Annotated in this window: 14 protein-coding genes; 5 read left to right on the top strand and 9 right to left on the bottom strand. The window is 73.4% G+C overall.

Annotated features, from left to right (window positions below; translation table 11 throughout):
- Positions 1–81 precede the first annotated feature (81 nt).
- Genes WMF24_RS35560 through WMF24_RS35545 form a run of 4 tightly spaced genes read right to left on the bottom strand, consistent with a single transcriptional unit; the run spans position 82 to position 4312 of the window.
- The gene (locus WMF24_RS35560; protein ID WP_437731897.1) at positions 82–1560 is read right to left on the bottom strand and encodes a hypothetical protein; all 1479 of its coding nucleotides are present in this window, start codon (positions 1558–1560) and stop codon (positions 82–84) included.
- 48 nt (positions 1561–1608) lie between these two features.
- The gene (locus WMF24_RS35555; protein ID WP_437731896.1) at positions 1609–2565 is read right to left on the bottom strand and encodes a hypothetical protein; all 957 of its coding nucleotides are present in this window, start codon (positions 2563–2565) and stop codon (positions 1609–1611) included.
- Positions 2562–3239: an RNA polymerase sigma factor gene (locus WMF24_RS35550; protein ID WP_437731895.1), complete on the bottom strand. Its 678-nt coding sequence runs from the start codon at positions 3237–3239 to the stop codon at positions 2562–2564. The genes WMF24_RS35555 and WMF24_RS35550 overlap by 4 nt, the downstream gene beginning before the upstream one ends.
- The gene (locus WMF24_RS35545; RefSeq protein ID WP_437731894.1) at positions 3236–4312 is read right to left on the bottom strand and encodes a hypothetical protein; all 1077 of its coding nucleotides are present in this window, start codon (positions 4310–4312) and stop codon (positions 3236–3238) included. Before WMF24_RS35545 ends, WMF24_RS35550 begins: the two co-directional genes overlap by 4 nt.
- A 333-nt stretch (positions 4313–4645) precedes the next feature.
- Between WMF24_RS35545 and WMF24_RS35540 the strand changes: the two genes are divergently transcribed.
- Positions 4646–7150, top strand: coding sequence for a beta-glucosidase (locus tag WMF24_RS35540; RefSeq protein ID WP_437731893.1), 2505 nt, complete (start codon positions 4646–4648; stop codon positions 7148–7150).
- Between the two features lie 6 nt (positions 7151–7156).
- On the opposite strand, the gene WMF24_RS35535 is transcribed toward WMF24_RS35540, so the two are convergent.
- Positions 7157–8620 (bottom strand): sigma 54-interacting transcriptional regulator, encoded by a 1464-nt coding sequence (locus tag WMF24_RS35535; protein ID WP_437731892.1) that lies wholly within the window; start codon positions 8618–8620, stop codon positions 7157–7159.
- Between the two features lie 377 nt (positions 8621–8997).
- Here WMF24_RS35535 and WMF24_RS35530 point away from each other — a divergent pair, with 377 nt between their 5' ends.
- From WMF24_RS35530 to WMF24_RS35515, 4 genes are all read left to right on the top strand, one after another.
- A complete protein-coding gene (locus tag WMF24_RS35530; protein ID WP_437731891.1) occupies positions 8998–10722 on the top strand; it encodes a protein kinase domain-containing protein in 1725 nt (574 codons plus the stop codon).
- A 7-nt stretch (positions 10723–10729) separates the two neighbouring features.
- Complete coding sequence (locus tag WMF24_RS35525) at positions 10730–11572, top strand: hypothetical protein (protein ID WP_437731890.1); 843 nt, start codon at positions 10730–10732, stop codon at positions 11570–11572.
- Positions 11573–11601: 29 nt separating this feature from the next.
- Positions 11602–12534 (top strand): tetratricopeptide repeat protein, encoded by a 933-nt coding sequence (locus WMF24_RS35520; protein ID WP_437731889.1) that lies wholly within the window; start codon positions 11602–11604, stop codon positions 12532–12534.
- 91 nt (positions 12535–12625) lie between these two features.
- Positions 12626–13531: an alpha/beta hydrolase gene (locus WMF24_RS35515; RefSeq protein WP_437731888.1), complete on the top strand. Its 906-nt coding sequence runs from the start codon at positions 12626–12628 to the stop codon at positions 13529–13531.
- Positions 13532–13564: 33 nt separating this feature from the next.
- On the opposite strand, the gene WMF24_RS35510 is transcribed toward WMF24_RS35515, so the two are convergent.
- The 4 genes from WMF24_RS35510 to WMF24_RS35495 all read right to left on the bottom strand — a co-directional run bounded on the left by WMF24_RS35510 (position 13565) and on the right by WMF24_RS35495 (position 18340).
- Positions 13565–14080 carry a PDZ domain-containing protein gene (locus tag WMF24_RS35510; protein ID WP_437731887.1) on the bottom strand — a complete coding sequence of 172 codons (516 nt, stop codon included), beginning with the start codon at positions 14078–14080 and terminating at the stop codon, positions 13565–13567.
- Between the two features lie 159 nt (positions 14081–14239).
- On the bottom strand, positions 14240–15844 hold the full coding sequence (locus tag WMF24_RS35505; RefSeq protein ID WP_437731886.1) for an FAD-binding protein: 1605 nt from the start codon (positions 15842–15844) through the stop codon (positions 14240–14242).
- Positions 15845–15990: 146 nt separating this feature from the next.
- On the bottom strand, positions 15991–17628 hold the full coding sequence (locus tag WMF24_RS35500) for a SulP family inorganic anion transporter (RefSeq protein WP_437731885.1): 1638 nt from the start codon (positions 17626–17628) through the stop codon (positions 15991–15993).
- Between the two features lie 43 nt (positions 17629–17671).
- Positions 17672–18340 carry a carbonic anhydrase gene (locus tag WMF24_RS35495; protein ID WP_437731884.1) on the bottom strand — a complete coding sequence of 223 codons (669 nt, stop codon included), beginning with the start codon at positions 18338–18340 and terminating at the stop codon, positions 17672–17674.
- Positions 18341–18521 lie beyond the last annotated feature (181 nt).

Raw genomic sequence — 18521 nt, 5'->3', positions numbered from 1 at the left:
TCATCCCACCCCCGGCTCGGGATCCAGCGCGCGCCCGACCGGCGGACGACGCGCTTCCTTCGAGAACTGCTCGAAGCAGGGTCACGGCGCTGCGACGTTGAGCTTCGTCACGACATTTCCTCCCAATCTGTAGAAAAACGGGGATCCAGTCGCGCCGCTGTCGTCTTCCCCCAAAATGGCGACGTTTCCTCCGGGGTCCACGGCGAGGCTCAGCACGTTGCTGAGCTCGGGGCCGAGGGTTTGGGACCACGAAATATGCCCATCCCCGTCGAGCCGCACGACGAACCTCCGCTCAGCTCCGTCCTCTGCGCCGAGCGCCGTGCCGTCGGCGTCGAGGGTCCCGGTGAAGGTGCCCGCAACGAAGGTGTTCCCGAGAGCGTCGACACCGAGGCTCACTGCTTTGGATGCAGAGCTGCCCGCGATGACTCGGCTCCAGATGTGGCCTCCACGAGCGTCGAATTTCGCCACGAAGGCATTGTCGGATGAACAATCCGCGCCAACCAGCGGTCCGCCGCCGAAATCGAAGTCGCAGTGCGCGCTCCCGGCGAGGAACACGCTTCCGTCGCCGTCCACCGCGATGCCAGCGAGGCCTTGTTGGCTATCCGAGGCTGATTGACGATGGAGAGGAGCTGTCCACTCCTTGCTCCAGAGATCGTTGCCCGAGGCGTCCAGCCGCGCGAGCCTGAGCCGCGCGAATAGGCCTGAACCGTCATCGTAGATGTCCGAGTCGTCGGCCGCGATCACGATATGCCCTGAAGCGTCGACGGCCATGATGCCGCCTGGCGTGTACCTGCCGCTGCCGCTCGGGGAGAACTTGCTCCAGACAAAGTCTCCCATCGCATCGAACTTCGCCGCGTAGCCGCTCGTCGGGTCGTAATCACTCTCTACGAGCGGTAGTAGACCTCCCCCGAGATCGAGGTGCCCGTAGTATCTTCCCACGAGCACCACGCCACCCGTCGTCGGATCCACCGCGATGGATCCGATATACCAATCTGCTTGATACCCGGCGTTGAGGTGCTTGCTCCACAGGGGGGTGCCGGCGCTGTCGAGCTTGTCCAGGAAGATGTCGTATGAGGTCGCGAACATGCGTACGAGGAACATGTTGCAGTCCGCGTCGAAAACGATGTGCTGGCCGGCCTGCGGGCCCGAATCATCGCCGAAGAGCTTGCTGAGGGTGTGGTTGCCCGCGGCATCGTACTTCGCCAGGAGGAGGTCGTCGATTCCCCCGGACCGGAGCACGCCGCCGCCCAAGTCGACGTCCGACGCCGTGTACCCTGTCACGCCGAGGTTGCCGGATGGATCGAAGGCGATGCCCGTGATCGCCAGCGGAAAAGTGCCACCCACTGCCGGCCAGTCGTCCAGGCTGAAGGGACGGGAGGCCACCGGCGTGCTGCACCTGCCCGAGTTGCCCGTGCCGCCGGAACCCGACGAGCCGCCCGTGCCCGAGCCATCGGGGTCGAGATCGCCGATCGGCACGCGAACTATGGCGCACCCAAACGTGGTGGCTGAGAGGGCGACCGGGAACCACAACAAGGAGAGCGCTAGCTGCGAAAGTCTCATGAGCGAGGATCCTCCACCGGCCGGCGATCTCTCGCTCCGCGCTTTTGATCACGGAATCGTGCTTGAACAGCGACCCACCTTGATCATGCGCGGCGCCTGAGCGGAGCGCGGGCTCCGCGCGGCGAAGGCGCACGCGTGCGATGCGGCCTCCGCGATGTGCCCTGCGGCCACGAGGGCGTCGACGCGGAGGACGTCGCGCTCGATGGCGAGGCTACCTCCTGGAAAGCGGGCCGCGTGCTCGGCGGTGAAGCGAAGGGCGAGCGGCGCGTCCCCCCGCGCGAGGGCCGCTCGCGCGGCGTCGATGAGCCGGAGCTCGTCCGAGAGTACGAAGGTGGGTGTCGCAGGGGCCGGCGCGGCCTGCTCACTGCTGGGTTCTCGTGGAAGGGGGTCGACGGCGGGGACCGCCGTCACCGAAGGAGCGGAGGAGGGGACCTGGCGCGCGAGCCCGGTCCCCTGGGGCGCGGGCGCCACGTCCTTGATCGACGCCGCTGCGCGCGGGGCGGGCGACGCCGCTGCGCGCGGAGCGGGCGACGCCGCTGCGAGCGGGGCGGGCTCGGCGGCAGGGGCGACGGCGGGCTCCGCCTTCGCAGGCAGGGCGGGCTGCTCCTGCGTGGCCTCCTGCGTGGGTGAAGCGGCCGCCGGCGCCACCTCGCCGATCTCCGCTGCGCGAGGCGAGGCCGCGCGCGGCGAGCGCACGGGGGCTGCGGACGCGACGGCGTCCGCGTGACGGCTCGCCGCCACGTACGCACCCCCGAGCACGAATGCGACCGACGTGACGCCGATGGACGCGACGAGCACCGCCTTCAGGCCGAACGCGTGAGCGGCCTGCGCCGCGATCCCCCCGCTCGCCTTGGCCGTACCGACGCCGAGCTTCGTCGTTGCGGCCGCGGTCGCCGTCCCCACCGCGGCGGCCGCGAGGGCCTTCGCGCGGAGCGAGGAAGGCGCCTTCGCCGTCCTCCCGGCGCGCAGCAGCGCGCGGTCGAAGTCGTCGTACGAGTCGCTCACGGCCGCCTCCCGCCGCTCACCGGCAGACCCTTCTTCAAGCGCTCCGTCGCTCGCTTCCACGCTTCACGGGCGCGGCGGAGCCGTGACGCCACGGTCCCTGGCGGCAAGTCCAGCAGATGGGCTATGTCCGCCATCGTCTCTTCTTCGATCTCGTGGAGCACGAACACCGCGCGAAGCTCGTCGTCCAGCGCCTCGAGCGACGCATCCAGCAGCCTGCGCGCGCGCGCCTCGTCGAGGCGGCTGTCCGGCTGCTCGCCCGCCGGCGCCGAGGGCTCGCCCGTGAGCTCTTCGTGACGTGCTCGCCGGGTTCGCTCGCGCCGGACCATGTGAACCACGACCGAGACGAGGTACGAGCGCTCCTTGCCGGGAAGGATCGCGTCGAGGCGCGACGCCGCCACCACGAACGCTTCCTGCGCAATGTCCTCGGCCGCCGCCTCACCCACGCCCATCCGGCACGCGAACCGCCACAGGAACTCGAGGTGCGACGCGAGCTCTGCGAGCCGCGCCTCGCGGGCGGCGTCGGTGGTGGACTTGCAGGGGGAACGCGCCTGCGCGTCGACGAGTCCGCCCAGAGGGCGAGCCAAGCGGACGGCGGTGGAACCGGGGGCGTCGTCGGTGGTGGTGATCACGAGGGGCTCGTCCCAGGCGATCCACGAGGTCCCCGGTTTGATCACGGAAAATACGCCCCGATGGAGAGCGCGGCGTCCAGCCGCACGGCGGGCGCTTGATACGCCGTCCCGCCGTTCACGTAGAAGAACTCGTCCCGAACGAGGGGCAGCGCGGGCCCGACCTGCCCATCCACGAAGGACCATGCGCCGAGCAGCGCGCGCACCCGTGCGCCGGCGCCCGCCTCGAGCCACGGGCGCCACCGGCTGTCGACCTTCGGGGCTCCCTCCCCCGAGGCGAGCAACGCGCCCGCATCGAGCATCATGTAAGCGCTCACGAAGACACGATCGCCGAGGGATGCGCCGAGCGGCGCCAGCGAGGCACGAGCGGTGAGCCAGGTGAGGCTCACGGCCGCTCCCCCTCCGAGCACGGTGCGCGGCAACGTCGCCCCCACGCCGAGCTCGGCCCATGGAAAGAGCACTCGATCCGCTGCGAGCCCGCCCGAGAGCCGCGCGCCTGTCGGCCCTACGTAGAGCGGTGTGGCCACGAGACCGAGCGCCGCATACAGCTTCGTCGCGGGCGTGGTCTCGCGAGCCGTGGTTCGCCACGGTCTCGCCGGCGGCGCGGCGAAGGTTGGGCTGATCTCGCGGGCTGTGCCTTGCGACGGTCTCGCCGGCGGCGTCAGGGGGAGAGGCTCGGCGCGGGAAGCTTCGACCCGGGCCTCCTCGTCGTCGCCGGCCATCGTGACGACCAGCCCGAGCGCCGAGGCGGCTTCCGCGCAGGAATCTGCCACGATCGTGCGCGCTTCGATGGCGCCGTGCGCGCCTTCTCCCGAGATCACCAGCGTCACCGCGCTCGGCGGCTCCGCTTCGCGCACGTGGACCCGGAGCCGTACCGTGGAGTCGGCGTCGACGCGCCCTCCGCGCAGCGCGGCCGCCGCACGTACGTCGTCGAGCGTCACGCAGCGCTGCTCATCGAGCTCCACCGCGACCCCGACGCTCGCGGCGTGGACGGCCTCCGCTCGTACCAGAACGAGCCATCCCACCACCGCGATCGCGCCCTGGCGCACGGCGTCGCCCAGCGCGCGCACCCGACGAGCATCGCTCGACGGGGCGGAGACTTTCTGAAGTCGAGGTGCCACGGGCCGGGAGGATAAGACGAACAGTGTCTTTTATCTTGAAGGCAAGGTAGCGATCTGAAACCCATCACGCGCAGTTGGATCCTCTTTCCGGACCCCTGGCCGGCCATCCTGACGGATGGAACCAGGCGCGCCCTCGCACCACGGCGGCATCCGCCCCCCAGCCCCCACGCGCGCCCCGCGGCGGGCTCTGCGCCCGCCCGTGCGTGCCCGCCAACACGCGCGATCGAGGCTCTCCTGTGAACCTGGTGTTTCCTTGATGTTCTAAGTACCGTTCTGGCTCGCCGCCGCGGGGCGGCGTCTCTGCGCTTCGTCTCCGCGCTCTCAGGAGGGGCCATGGCCGTCGCCGACTCGCAGTCCACTCATCCCCAGAAGTCCGATCATCCTCCCGAGGCCGTGGAGCGGCGGGTGGCGGACGCCCTCGCCGCGCTGTCCCTCGAGCAGAAGGTCCGCCTGCTGACGGGCGCCGACGTCTGGAGCACGCATCCCGAGCCCGCGATCGGCCTGCGCCGCATCGTCGTCTCGGACGGCCCCGTCGGCGTGCGCGGCGAGCAGTGGGACGAGCGCGATCCCTCGGTCTGCCTCCCTTCCCCCACCGCCCTCGCCGCCACCTGGGACGAGCCGCTGATGGAGCGCGTCGGCGCCCTGCTCGCGGCGGAGGCGCGGCGCAAGGGCGTCGACGTCGTCCTCGCGCCGACGATCAACCTGCACCGAAGCCCGCTCGGCGGCAGGCACTTCGAGTGCTTCTCCGAGGACCCGCTGCTCACCGGCCGCATCGGCGCGGCCTACGTCCGCGGGCTCCAGGCCAACGGCGTCGGGGCCACCCCCAAGCACTACGTCGCCAACGACGCGGAGACCGAGCGTTTCACCGTCGACGTCCGGGTCGACCAGCGCACGCTCCGCGAGCTCTACCTCGCGCCCTTCGAGCGGGTGGTCGCCGACGCGCGCCCGTGGCTCGTCATGGCCGCCTACAACGCGGTCAACGGCACGACCATGACCGAGAGCCCCCTGCTCGCCTCGCCGCTCGAGGACGACTGGGGCTTCGACGGCGTCGTGGTCTCGGACTGGTCCGCGACCCGCTCCACCGCCGCCGCGGCGCGCGCGCGGCTGGACCTCGCCATGCCGGGCCCGACCGGGCCCTGGGGCGACGCGCTCGTCGCCGCCGTCCGGAGCGGCGAGGTCCCGGAGGCGGCCATCGACGAGAAGGTCCGCCGCCTGCTGCGCCTCGCCGCCCGCGTCGGCGCGCTCGAGGGCGTCGCGCCGGCCGCCCCCGCCCCCCCGCAGCTCTCCGCCGAGGCGGCCGCCGGGCTCGCCCGCGAGACCGCCGCGGCCAGCATGGTGCTCGTCCGCAACCAGGGCGACGCGCTCCCCCTCGACGCCGCCGGCCTGCAGCGCGTCGCCGTCATCGGCGCGAGCGCCGCCGAGGGGCGGATCCAGGGCGGCGGCAGCGCCAGCGTGCACCCGCACTACGCGATCTCGCCGCTCGACGGCCTGCGCGCCGCGCTCGGCCCGCGCGTCGAGGTGCGCCACGCGCTCGGCGCCCGCATCCACGAGGGCCTCGTGCCCGTGGCCGGCGACCAGGTGACCGACCCCGTGACCGGAGAGCACGGCGTGTACGTGCGGCTCCTCGACGCGGAGGGCAACGCGTTCCACGAGGAGCACCGGGCCGTCGGGCGGCTCACGTTCATCGGCGACTTCCGCGCGAACCGGGCCGCGACGATCGAGGTGACGACGCGGCTGCGCGCCGCCGAGGCGGGCCGCTACCGCGTCGGCGTGGCCGGCGTGGGCGCCTACCGGCTCACCGGCGGCGGGCAGGTCCTCTTCGACGAGACGGTCGCGCCGGACAAGGACGACCTCGCCGCGATGCTGCTCGCGCCGCCGCAGCGGGCCGCCGAGCTGGACCTCGCCGCGGGCCAGGAGGTCGACCTCGTCCTCACGCACGCTGTCGCCCCGGACGCGCCGGCGGTGGCGTTCTCGCTCGGCGTCGAGGTCCCCGCGCTCCCCGACGAGGAAGCGCTGGCGCGCGCCGTCGAGCTCGCGCGCACCTCCGACGTCGCCATCGTGGTCGTCGGCACCACGGAGGCGATCGAGAGCGAGGGCTTCGACCGGAGCTCGCTCGCGCTCCCCGGCCGCCAGGACGAGCTGGTCAGCGCGATCGCGGCCGTGAGCCGCCGCACGATCGTGCTCGTGAACGCCGGCGGGCCGGTGCTCATGCCCTGGCGCGACGAGGTCGACGCGGTGCTCCTCACGTGGTTCCCGGGCCAGGAGTTCGGCAACGCCGTCGCCGACGTGCTGCTCGGCGCCGTGGAGCCCGGCGGCCGCCTGCCGACGACCTGGCCGTCGCGCGAGGAGGACGTGCCGGTGCTCTCGACGAAGCCCGAGAACGGCAAGCTCGTCTACGCCGAGGGCCTCCACGTCGGCTACCGGGCCTGGGCCCGCGCCGGCGTCACCCCGGCGTACCCGTTCGGGCACGGCCTCGGCTACACGCGCTGGGAGATCCTCGACGTGGACGCCCCGCAGAGCGTCGCGGCCGGCGCGCCCCTCGAGGTGCGGGTGCGCGTGCGCAACACGGGGCCGCGCCGCGGGCGCCACGTCGTCCAGCTCTACCTCGCGCGGCCGGGCTCCGACGTCGAGCGCCCCGTGCTCTGGCTGGCCGGCTTCGCCCCCGTCGAGGCCGACCCCGACCAGACGGTCGAGGTGGCCGTCACCGTGGCGCCGCGGGCCTTCGCGCACTGGGCGTCGGGCGGCTGGCAGGTGGAGCCCGGCGTCTTCACGCTGCACGCGGGGCACTCGGCCACGGTCCTGACCCGGCAGGCCGCGGTGGCGGTCCTGGAGCCCTGAGGGCGCTCACCCCTCCGCGTCGTCGTCCGCGGCGGGCGCGTCGCTCGCCGTGCGCCGCCCGAGCCAGCGGCGCAGCTGGGTGCGGTGCACGCCGAGCGCCCGGGCCGTGCGCGCCACGTTCCCCTCCTCGCGGCGCAGCGCCTCCTCGATGACCTCGTCGGCGGGCAGCGACGCCGCGCGCCGCGCGCCGCGCTCGTCGCGCGGCGCGCTCGCGGTCGGCGGGCGCGAGCCGCGCTCGGCCGCGGCGGGCTGGGGCTGCTCCGGCGCGCTCGGCCGCGCCGGGGCGAACGCCTGCCCCGCCGACGGCGACAGGTGCCGCGCCTGGACCACCGGGCTCTTCGCGAGCTGCGCTTCCTGCGCCGCCGCGCGGATCTCCGCCATCAGCTCCCGCACGTTGCCGGGCCACGCGCGCAGCAGGCACGCCTCGATCAGCGAGGCGTGGGCCGCCGGGGGCGCGCTCGCGCCCTCCGCGCCGCGCGGGGCGGCTGCGCCGACGTCCCGCAGCGTCGCGTCCACGATCCACGGGATCTCCTCCGGCCGCTCGTACAGCCGCGGCACCCGGACCGCCGGCTGCGCGATGCGGAAGAAGAGATCCTCGCGGAGCTTCCCTGCGGCCACCTGCGCGCGCAGGTCCTTGTGGGTCGCGGACACCAGCGCGAAGTCCACCGGGATGGGCCGCGAGGCGCCGAGCGGCAGCACCTCCCGCGCCTCCAGCGCCCGCAGCAGCTTCGCCTGCACCCCGAGATCGAGCTCGGCCACCTCGTCGAGGAAGAGCACCCCACCCTGGGCGGCCTGCACGTACCCCTCGGCGTCCGCCGTGGAGCCCGAGTACGCCCCCTTGCGCGTGCCGAAGAGCAGCCGCTCGGCCAGGCCGTCGGGGATGGCGGCGCAGTTCACGGGGACGAACGGCCCGGCGCGCCGCGGGCCGAGCGCGTGGAAGGCCCGCGCCGCGTGCTCCTTGCCGGTCCCGCTCTCGCCCGTGATGTGAAGCACCGCCCCGGCGCGCGCCGCCCTGTCGATCGCGTCCCACGCGCGGGCGAGCGTCGGCCCGAGGATCGTGCCCCCGGCCCTCGAGATCCCCGCCCGGAACGGCTCCACGTCGGCCTGGATCACGAACACCGACGAACCCGTCCGCACGACGCGCAGCGCGCCGCCCGCGCGCGTGCCGGTCAGCGGCGCGCCGTCGAGCGACGTCCCGTTGCGGCTGTCGAGGTCCTCGACCTCCCACGTGCCCTGGCGAAAGCGCACGCGCGCGTGCCTGCGCGACATCTTCAGGTCGTCCAGGGACACGCCCCCGACCTCGCCGCGCCCGAGCTCGATCTCGCCGTCCTTCAGCGGCAGGACGTCGCAGCGGGGGCTGTCCACGGAGAAGACGAGCACCAGCCCCGGCGTCGGCTTCCTGGGACGCAGGCGCTCCGAGGCTGTGCCGATCGTTTCGTCCAGGGTTGTCTTCGGCGCAGCGGGCACCACGTCGCCAGCGAGTCTAGCGCGGACCTGCAGAGATGAGGATCCTCCTTACGAACGAGCCGGCCGGACGCGGCGGCGCGCACCGGGACAGGCCGCTCTGGCCACGGCCGCGGAGCGCGCTTTGCTCCTTCGCGAGGGGTCGGTGCGAATTGCCTCAGCGTGACCGATGCGCGCGGACGATCCTCCGCCGCGAGTAACGGCTCTTTCCATTGTGGTCGTGAAGCGGGGCGGAAGAGCGCCGAGCTCGCCATCCATTCCGGCCGCGAGGCGGCGCGCGCCGCCCGTTTTGTCGCGCTGCTGCGGCCGCAGGGCGGGAAACCAGCGGTGGGTGCGCGGTGGACGAGCGATGGTTCGGCGCTTGCTTTCGGGATGGACGACCCATGAAGGACGAGCGTCAGGTCCCCGGCCACAACAGATCGATCGCCAGGAGAGGCGATGCGAGCACGGGCGGTGTCTCGTCCTGCGTCCGCAGGCTGCCGCGGAACGAGCGCGCCGTGGGGGAGATCCTCGCCGGCAAGTACCAGATCGTGGGCCGGCTCGGCGCCGGCGGCATGGGCACGGTGTGGAGGGCGCGCAGCCTGTGGCTCGATGTCGACGTGGCGATCAAGGTGCTCCACGAGGAGCAGTTCGACGCGCACGCCGCCGAGCGCCTGCTCCGCGAGGCGCGCGCGACGGCGAGGCTCGGCCACCCGGCGATCGTGCGCGTGTTCGATTTCGGCGAGACCGACTCGGGCGAGCCGTTCCTCGTGATGGAGCTCCTCGAGGGCACGTCGCTCTCGAACTGGCTGGAGACGAACGGCCCGATGCCGCCGGAGCAGGCGGTCCAGATGCTCTTGCCGGTCGCGTGCGCCCTCGCGGCCGCGCACGCGCAGAGCATCGTCCACCGCGACATCAAGCCGGCGAACATCCTCGTCGTGCCCGACGGCGCGGGCGGCCATGTCCCCAAGGTGGTCGATTTCGGCATCGCCAAGCTGTCCAACGCGGCGAGCCCCTCCATCACGCAGCGCGGGATGATCGTCGGCAGCCCGGAGTACATGTCCCCGGAGCAGGCCGACGGGCAGCCCGAGGTCGGCGAGCAGACCGACGTGTGGGCGTTCAGCGTGGTGCTGTACGAGCTCATCACCGGCCAGCGGCCGTTCAGCGGCGAGACGCTGAGCGCGGTGATCGCGGCGATCTTCAGCAAGGAGCCGGCGCCGACGACCGAGCTCGGCGCCGGCGACGAGGCGCTCTGGGCGATCATCCGGCGCGGGCTGGCCAAGTCGCCCGCCGACCGATGGCCGAACATGCGCGCCCTCGGCCGCGCGCTGGCGGCCTGGGCGGTCGAGCGTGGGATCACGGCGGACGTGGCGGGCACGTCGCTCGAGCACCAGTGGCTGGCGCGCGGGGCGGACTCGCCGAGCACCCAGGAGCGGCCTGCTCCGGCCGTCACGATGGCCAGCGCCGTCTCCGGCCCGCCGGCGGCGCAGCGCCGGAAGGGCGTCGGGGGGACGCTCGTGGCGTCGCCGGCGTTCATGCCTGCGGGGCGCCGGGGCGGCACGATCAAGATGACGGAGGCTCCGAACGGCGCGCCGTTCGGGCTCGCGCCCCCGCTGCGGCTGCAGAAGGCGCTCCTTGTCGGGGTCCTCGCCGCGTTCGTCGCGCCCGTGATCGTCGTGATGGGGCTGAACGCGCGGGGCGGGAGCGCGGGCGCCGCGGCGCCGGCGATCGCGGCGGCTGGCCCCGCGGTCGATCCGGAAGCCGCGCTGGTCCCCAGGGCGGAGGCCACGGCGGCGTCCTCTGCGGCCCTCGCGTCCGCGGACGCGGGGGCGCCGCGCGCGACAGCGCCCGGCGCCGACCTGCGGATCGCGCCGGAGGACGAGCCGCTCGCGCCGCGGCTCGCGCGGCCGGTGTCGCGGACCGACGCGCCCGACCCCGAGTGGCCCTATCCGTGGGGTGACGCGCCCGCAGAGCCGGCCGAGCCGCCCGCCCCGCGGGCCCAGGCGCCCGCGCAGCGTGTCAAGGCGCCCGCTTCACGCGCCGAGCCGCCCGCCCGGCCCGCCCAGCCGCCGTCGCGGTCGAAGCCCGGCACAACGTCGATGCCGCTCCCGGCGGCGCCGGATTTCTGAGGTGGTCATGCGCAAATCTGGGGTGACGTCTCGCTCCGTCCGCGGATCTCGCGATCTGCTCCTCCTCCTCCTCGCGCTCGCCGCGGCGGCGCTCGGGCCGGGGGGTTGCTCGGCGCTGATCGGCGCCGAGCTGTCCGACAAGCCCGATGAGACGGAGGACACCGGGGGTGAGGAGCACGCCGGAGACGGCAGCGGCGGCGGCGATCTCAACAGGATCAGCGCCGGCAGCGGCGGGGGCGAGAGCGCCAGCGGGAGCAGCGGAAGCGCTGGCGGCGAGGGCGCGACGAGCGGCGGCAGCGAGAGCGCGACGAGCGGGAGCGGCGCTGGCGGCGAGAGCGCGATGAGCGGGAGCGGCGCCGGCGGCGCGGGCGCGGCGAGCAGCACGAGCAGCGGGAGCGGCGCGAGCGCCAGCACCAGCGCGAGCAGCGGCGGCGGCGAGGGCGCCAGCACCAGCGCGAGCACCAGCGGGAGCGGCGGCGGGAGCGCGACGAGCGGCGGGAGCGCGACGAGCGGCGGGGGCGAGGGCGCCGGCAGCAGCAGCAGCGCCGGCAGCAGCAGCGCCGGCAGCGGCGGCAGCGAGAGCGCGACCGGCGGCGGGAGCGGCGCCGGCGGCCCGGGCGGCCCCGGCGGCCCGGGCGGCCCCGGCGGCCCCGGCGGCCCCGGCGAGGAGGGCGAAGGCGGGAGCAGCAGCTCTGGCAGCGGCGCGATCTGCCATGGTCATTTCGCCGATTGCGACGGGGATCCCGCGCACCATTGCGAGACGAACCTGCGGAGCAACGACAATCACTGCGGCGCTTGCGGCAACCGGTGCCCGGAAGGCACGGACTGCCAGCATGGAGAGTGTCGGTGATGGCCCGCTCTGCTGCTCGAGCCCGGCCGATGGGCGCCTTCCTCCTCGTGGCGTTGCTCGCGGCCGCGTCCCCCTCCTCCGCCTTCGCGCAGGGTCCGGGCGACGTCGAGTCGGCGCGCGTGCTGTTCGTCCAGGGGGCGAAGCTGGCCAGAGAGGGGCGCTGGGAGGAGGCGCGAGCGCTGTACTCCCGGTCGCTCGAGATCAAGCCCGCGCCCCTCACGCACTACAGCCTCGGCGTCGCGCAGAAGGAGCTCGGGCACCTCGCCGACGCGCTCGCGAGCTTCCGCGCGTTCCTGGCCGAGCCGTCCACGCCGGCGACCGCGCCCTATGTCGGGCCGGCGCGGGAGGCGGTCGCCGCGCTCGAGAGGCGCGTCGGCCGCGCGACGATCGCCGTCCGGCCCGGCAAGGTGGACGGGCTCACGCTGCTCGTCGACGGCAAACCGGTGCGCGGGGCGCCTGGCCGGGCCATCGCGCTGGATCCGGGCGCTCACGAGGTGGTCGCGAGCGCCCCGGGCTTCCGCTCCACCGCCGCCCGGTTCACCGTCGCCGCGGGCGGCGCGGTGGAGGTCCCGATCGCGCTGGTGCGCAGCGCAGCGTCGGCCGCGCGGACACCGGCCGCCGGGGGCGGCCTGTCGGCGGAGGCCGACAGCTCCAGCGCCTCGTCGCGCGGCGCGCTCCCGATCGTCGTCATGGGCGTGGGCGGCGCGTTCTTCACGGGCGGCGCGGTGCTCGGCCTCTCCGGCTTGAAGCAGGCGGGCTCCGCGCCCACGAGCGCCGGCTCGGACGCGAGCGCTGCCCGCGCGAAGGGGATCATCGGCGATGTCCTCGGCGGCGTCGGCCTCGCGACCGTGGGCCTCGGGCTGTACCTGCTGCTCGACGAGCCGGCGCCGAGCGCGCCCCAGACGGGAGGCGTGGGGCCCTGGCTGGGCGCGTCGGGCTCGGGCGTCGAGGTGCGGTTCTGACGGCCTGCGGCGCTGACGGCCGTGGGCGCGAGAAGAGAGACGGGCACGGTCGCGCTTTCCGGCGGCAGCGCGGAAATGGTACTGCGCGCGTATGCGCTCGCTCGCGATGGGGCTGTCCCTGGCCGCGCTCCTCGGCGCGGGCGCGCCCGCCTGGGCCGGGGGCGACGAGGCGAGCGCGCGCCCGGCGGATGCACCCGCAGGCCCGCCGGCGGCACCTGACGCGCCGGCGCCCCCGCAGCCCGCGCCGGCGGCCTCCGACGCGCCGGCGGCGGCCAGGTGGTGCGCGCCCGAGCTCGCGTCGCTGCCCGGCGAGGTGTGCGCCTCCCTGCCGGCGAAGGAAGCGCCGGGCCCGCGCGTGCTCGTGATCTTCCTGCACGGCGTCGTTCAGCCCGATTCCGGGTGGCAGTGGGCGCAGCAGCGGGCCGCGGCGCGCGTCGGCGCCCGGCACGGCGTCGCCGTGATGATGCCGCGCGGACGGCGCGGGATCGGGCCCAGGACGATGGAAGACTGGTGGTGCTGGCCCACGGCCACGGCCGCGCAAGCGGCCCACGAGGACGCGCTGCTCGCCCAGTGGGACGCCGCGCGCGCGGAGCTCGAGCGGCGCGCGGGCGGGCGCTTCGAGCGGGTCTTCGTGTTCGGCTTCTCGAACGGCGCGTATTACGCCACGTCGCTGGCGATGCGCGGTCGGCTCCCGGTCGACGGCTACGCGGCGTTCGCCGGCGGCTCCGGCGCCCGCTACCTGGAGCGCGCCGGCGCGCGGGCGAAGCGGCGCGTGCCCCTGTTCGTCGGCTGGGGCGGCAAGGACCCGGCGCACCGGGATCAGGTGGCGCTCGCCAGGATGCTCCGCAGGCTGAACTGGCCCTCGAAGGCGCTCGGCAAGCCGCGCGCGGGACACGCGATGACCGACGATCAGGTCGATCGAGCGTTCGAGTTCCTCCGCGGGAGGCGAGGCGGCGCGAAGAAGCCCGATCGAGCGGATGCGCCGCGACAGCGATGATGCGCCCCCGGGCGGCGACCGCCGTGGCGGCGATCAGCCGCCGTTTGCTGGCCCGGCGTGCCCCGCGCCGCCGGCCGGCGGGGGTGGCGGCGCGCCGCCGTCCGGCACCTGGAGCATCGCGTAGTTGATGGTGGTCTCGCTGCGCAGCACGGTGAGCACAACCATCTCTCCGGGCGCGTAGGCGGTCAGAGATCCCTCCAGCCCTTCCGTCGAGTGGACGGGCCGCCCGTCGACAGCGAGGATGACGTCGCCTGGCTCCAGCAGCGGCGCCGTGAAGCTGCGGATATCCATGCTCGCGATCCTCACGCCAGGACCCGAGGTCGGCTGGAGCGTGAGGTACCACGGGGCCGGGACAGACGTCATGGGCGTCGCGGGCCCCGGCCGATTTGCTGCGATCGCGGTCTGCGCCGGGCTCGCCGGCGCGGCGGCGCCCTGCGGCGCGGCGGCGCCCTGCGGCGCGGCGGCGCCCTGCGGCGCGGCGGCGCCCTGCGGCGTGGCCTCGGCGCGCGAGCCGTCGCCGCGGCACGCGGCGACCGCCAGGGTGAGCACGCCGGACAGCCGCCGTGCCCACCCGTACGCGCCGCGCGCCCGGAGAGGTTGTATTCGCTGCTGACTGCCTTTCATGGCCCCCCGGCCTCGGCCTGCACAGCTGCAAGATCCCAACCACCGGAGATCCGGGAAGGCGTCCGCGCTCCCGGCGCGCCGTGCTCACCGGCGGGCGAGCCGTGGCGCCGGACGGAAGTGCGCGGGGAACACCCGCTCCAGGAACTCGTTGCGCAGGAGCCCGTCGGGATCGACGAGCTGCTTCAGACGGACGAACTCCGGGAGCGCGTGCGCGTACATCGCCTCGAGTTGCTCCGGCGTCGCGTAGACGTTCTTCACCAGATAGACCCGGCCGCCGAGCTCGAGGGTGTGCGCGCTCAGCTCGCTGAGCCGCAGGCGGATACGGCACACGCTGTCTTCATCCCAGGCCTCGAACGCCAGCGTCACAGCGAACCCGTCGGTCCCGTGGTTTGCCGACAGGAGAAACCGGTCTCCCTGGATGTGGAGCACGTCGACCATGATCGGCGGGATCCCGTCCCGCGCCGCGATCTCGTCGATCTTGCGCAGGAAATCGGCGAGCCGGCGCAGGCTCTCCTCCCGGGCGCCCGCGTCGTACGGGATCATGAAGGACTGCTGCACCGTGAACATGCGCATCCCGAGGCCCTGGGCGATGCGCTTCGCCAGGACGTTGCCGTCCATGAAGAACATGTAGCCCATGAGATCATCGACGTACGGACGCGTGACGTCGAAGATGAAGCGGTCGATGATCGTCCAGACGGCGCGGCTCACGACGGAGGCGCGCATCAGCCACTCGATCGGCACGCGGAGCGGGTGCCGGGGGCGATGGGTCAGCAGCGGGCGCAGCGCGTGCGACGTCCCGGCGACGTACCGCGACCGGAGGACCATGCTCCTGCTCCCCTCGAGGGTCTGGAAGGCGACCGAGAAGAGCGCCTCGGGGATCCACCCGGCCTCCTCGGCGGTGCCTCCCTCCGCCGGCAAGAGCAGCTCGGGCGGCGGCAGGAGCGCCTCGGCGAGCTCCTCGAACGACGCGCAGCGCGTCGCCTGCGTCACCACCCGGATCGGCGTCCCGGGCGGGGCGACGCGCGCGACGCGGTAGGTGATGTCGATCACGGCGCCGAGGTAGCCGAGACCGCCGATCACCGCGTGGAACAGCGCGCTCGTCGGCTCGTCGCGGCTCAACGTGAGGAGCTGCCCGTCGAGCGTGAGGAGCGTCAGCCGCTCGACGTAGCTCCCCTCCTTGCCGGCGGTGCCCGAGAAGCGGGAGAGGCAGCCCCCCGAGACCGTGCCCCCCGCGGTGGCATAGCTCGTCGACACCGCCGTGTACGGCACGAAGCCGTGGGCGGCGAGCTCGCGGGCGATGGCGCCCCACGTGGCGCCCGCGCCCACGGTCACCTGCGCTCGCTCCTCGTCGACCTCGATGGACTCGAAGCGGATCATCGAGATCACGACGTCGTCGTTCAGCGCCTGGCCGTCGAACGACTGGGCCCCGGCGCGGAACGTGACCCTGCGCCCCGTCTGCTTCGCCATGCGGAACAGCGCCCTGAGCTGATCGACCGAGCGCGGGAAGTACAGGTCGCCACACGCATGGTGGAGGCCGCCATAGCCCTGGAGCAGGCAGAGCGGCCTCCGCGCGATCTCGTCGAGGCGCGGCGGGGTCGGGGCGCTTCCGACGTGGGCGAGGCCTGCGCCCGAGCGTCCGCCCCTGCGCGCGGCGCGCGAGCGCCATCCGCCGGTGAATCCAGCGGCCATGTTCAGACCGAGGAGGGAAGGAGCTGTCGGTGGAGGAGGGGGACGCAGCCTGTCGTGCCGGGGACGTCGAGAGCAGGACGCATCCGGTAAGCGTCGCTCGAGCGGGGCGCCGGGGGCAAATTCGCGCCCCGCTCGTCGGTCGGGGCCTACAGGCCGAGGACGTCGACGCGGATGTTCCGCCGCTGCGCTGTCTGCTGGAAGCGCCGGATGAGCTCCGCGACGTCGTGATCGACGTAGGATGCGCCCTGGGCGTCGACGATCACGTGCGAGTCGCTCGGCAGCCGCTCGAAGAGCGAGACGAGCTTGCCCTGGGTGAAGAAGTAGGCCGCCTTGTTGAACCGGATGGTCACGCGCGCCCCCTCGTGGATCACGTCGAACACGCGGGACATCTGCGTCCTCAGCACGAACAGGACGCCGACCGCCAGGCCGATCGCGATGCCCTTCAGGAGATCGGTCAGCACGATGGCCACGATCGTCACGACGAACGGGATGAAGTGGTTCCACCCGAGCTTGTGCATCTCCGCGAAGATCTTGGGCTTGGCGAGCTTGTAGCCGGTCACGAGCAGGATGGTCGCGAGGCACGCGAGCGGGATGTGCGAGAGCAGCCCCGCGGCGAACACGACGGCGAGCAGCAGCAGCGCGCCGTGCGTGAACGCGGAGACCCGCGTCCGCGCGCCGGCGTTCGTGTTGGCGCTGCTGCGGACGATGACCGACGTGACAGGGAGCCCGCCCGCGAACCCGGAGACCATGTTGGCGAGCCCCTGCGCGACGAGCTCCCGGTTGGGCGGCGACTTGCGTTGCCACGGATCGATCCGGTCGACCGCCTCCAGGTTGAGCAGCGTCTCGAGGCTGGCCACGATCGCGAGCGTCACGCCGAGCACCCAGACCTCGGGCCGCGCGATCGCGGACCAGTCCGGGAGCTGGAGGGCGCTGAGCAGGTCGCCCGTGGGCAGCGTCACGAGGTGCTTCTGATCGAGGGCGAGCGACGGGATCGCCACCTTGAACAGCTCGTTGCCGAGCGTCGCGACGAGCACGGCGGCGAGCGGCGCGGGCAGCCAGGAGATCTTCGCGAGGCGCGACTTCTCCCAGCCGACGAGGATGACGAGGCAGATGGCGCTGAGGATGAACGCGCCCCACTCGAGCGCCTGCGGCGCCTGCGCCAGCATCGTGAAGGTGTTGCCGCCCTCGGCCGCGAACGACTCCGAGGCGAAGTTGTCCTTGTCGTAGCCGATGGCGTGGGGGAGCTGCTTCAGGATGAGCAGGACGCCGATGGCCGCGAGCATCCCCTTGATGACCGAGGAGGGGAAGAAGTGGCTGATCGCGCCGGCCTTCAGCAACCCGAGCGCGAGCTGCAGGACGCCGCCGATCACGACGGCCATCGCGAAGGCCTGGAAGCTCTGCAGGCTGGTGATGCCCGCGAGCACGATGGCCGCGAGGCCGGCGGCCGGGCCGCTCACGCTGAGCGGGGCGCGGCTCACGAGCGGGATGACGAGCCCGCCCACGATGCCGGCGACGATGCCCGACAGCAGGGGTGCCCCCGACGCGAGCGCGATGCCGAGGCAGAGCGGCAGCGCGACGAGGAAGACGACGACGCCGGCGGGGATATCGTACTTGAGGTTTGCGGTGAGTCGCGGGTCGAGCGGCGGCGCGCTCTCGGCGGGCGGCGCCCCCGGGACCGCTGTCGCGTTGTTGGGGACGTCCGGGATCTGGGTGCGGGCGTCTGCTTGACCCGGCCCTGTTTGTCCCGGCCCGGTGCCTGGGCTGATCACATTATCGAGTTGCATCGAACGGCTCCTCTTTTCGAGTGAAGTCCTGGGTCAGTGCCTGTCAGGCGCTCCGCCGGAAGGCCGCTGTCTCGGGGAGCGCCGACGGCGGCGCCGCCTCCCCGATCGGCGTGTATTGACCGCTCGATGCCTCGAATTGAAAGACCTGCCCGGTCTCGATCTTGAAGACCCACGCATAGAGGCACAGCTCGCCGCGGGCGAGCCGCGCCCGGACCGTCGGGTGCGTCCTGAGGTTCTCGATCTGGGCGAGGACGTTCTCCTCCACCGTGATCGTCAGCCGATCCTCCCCCTCGATGTGGGGGTAGTTCTCCTGCACGATCCGGCGCGTCAGCTCGGCGTGCTGGAGCCACCCCTTGACCGCCGGCAGCGGCTCGACGCCCGCGGGGTCGAGGAGCCCGCGCATCGCACCGCAGTGCGTGTGACCGCACACGATGATGTGCTTGACCTCGAGGTGCGCGACAGCGAACTCGATCGCCGCCGCCTCGCTGCCGTTGCTCGCGCCGTAAGGGGGCACGATGTTGCCCACGTTGCGGACGATGAAGATGTCGCCCGGCTCCGTCTGCGTGATGAGGTTCGGGTTGATCCGGCTGTCCGAGCACGTGATGAACAGCGCCTCGGGGCGCTGGCCCCGCGCCAGGCTCTTGAAGAGATCCTGATGCGTGCGGCACACCTCGGTGTGGAACTTGTGCAACCCGGTCACTAGCTTCTGCATTGAACAAACCCTCTCCGTTGCCGCGCGCTCGGCGCGGTCATTGCCATGAACACCACCCTTTCCGGCTCCTCCGGGCTCGCAGCGAACGCCGCGATCCCGGAGCTGACCGATCAATTCAGAAAGCGTGGTGGAGGGCGACGGAGAGGAGGGCGAGGGACCGGGGACGCGAGGCGGGCGGGTC

It is taken from the genome of Sorangium sp. So ce1335, from assembly GCF_051521615.1.
Taxonomy (GTDB): domain Bacteria; phylum Myxococcota_A; class Polyangia; order Polyangiales; family Polyangiaceae; genus Sorangium.
The sequence above is the reverse complement of the archived record's forward strand: the minus strand, read 5'-3'. Positions and strand labels throughout refer to the sequence as shown.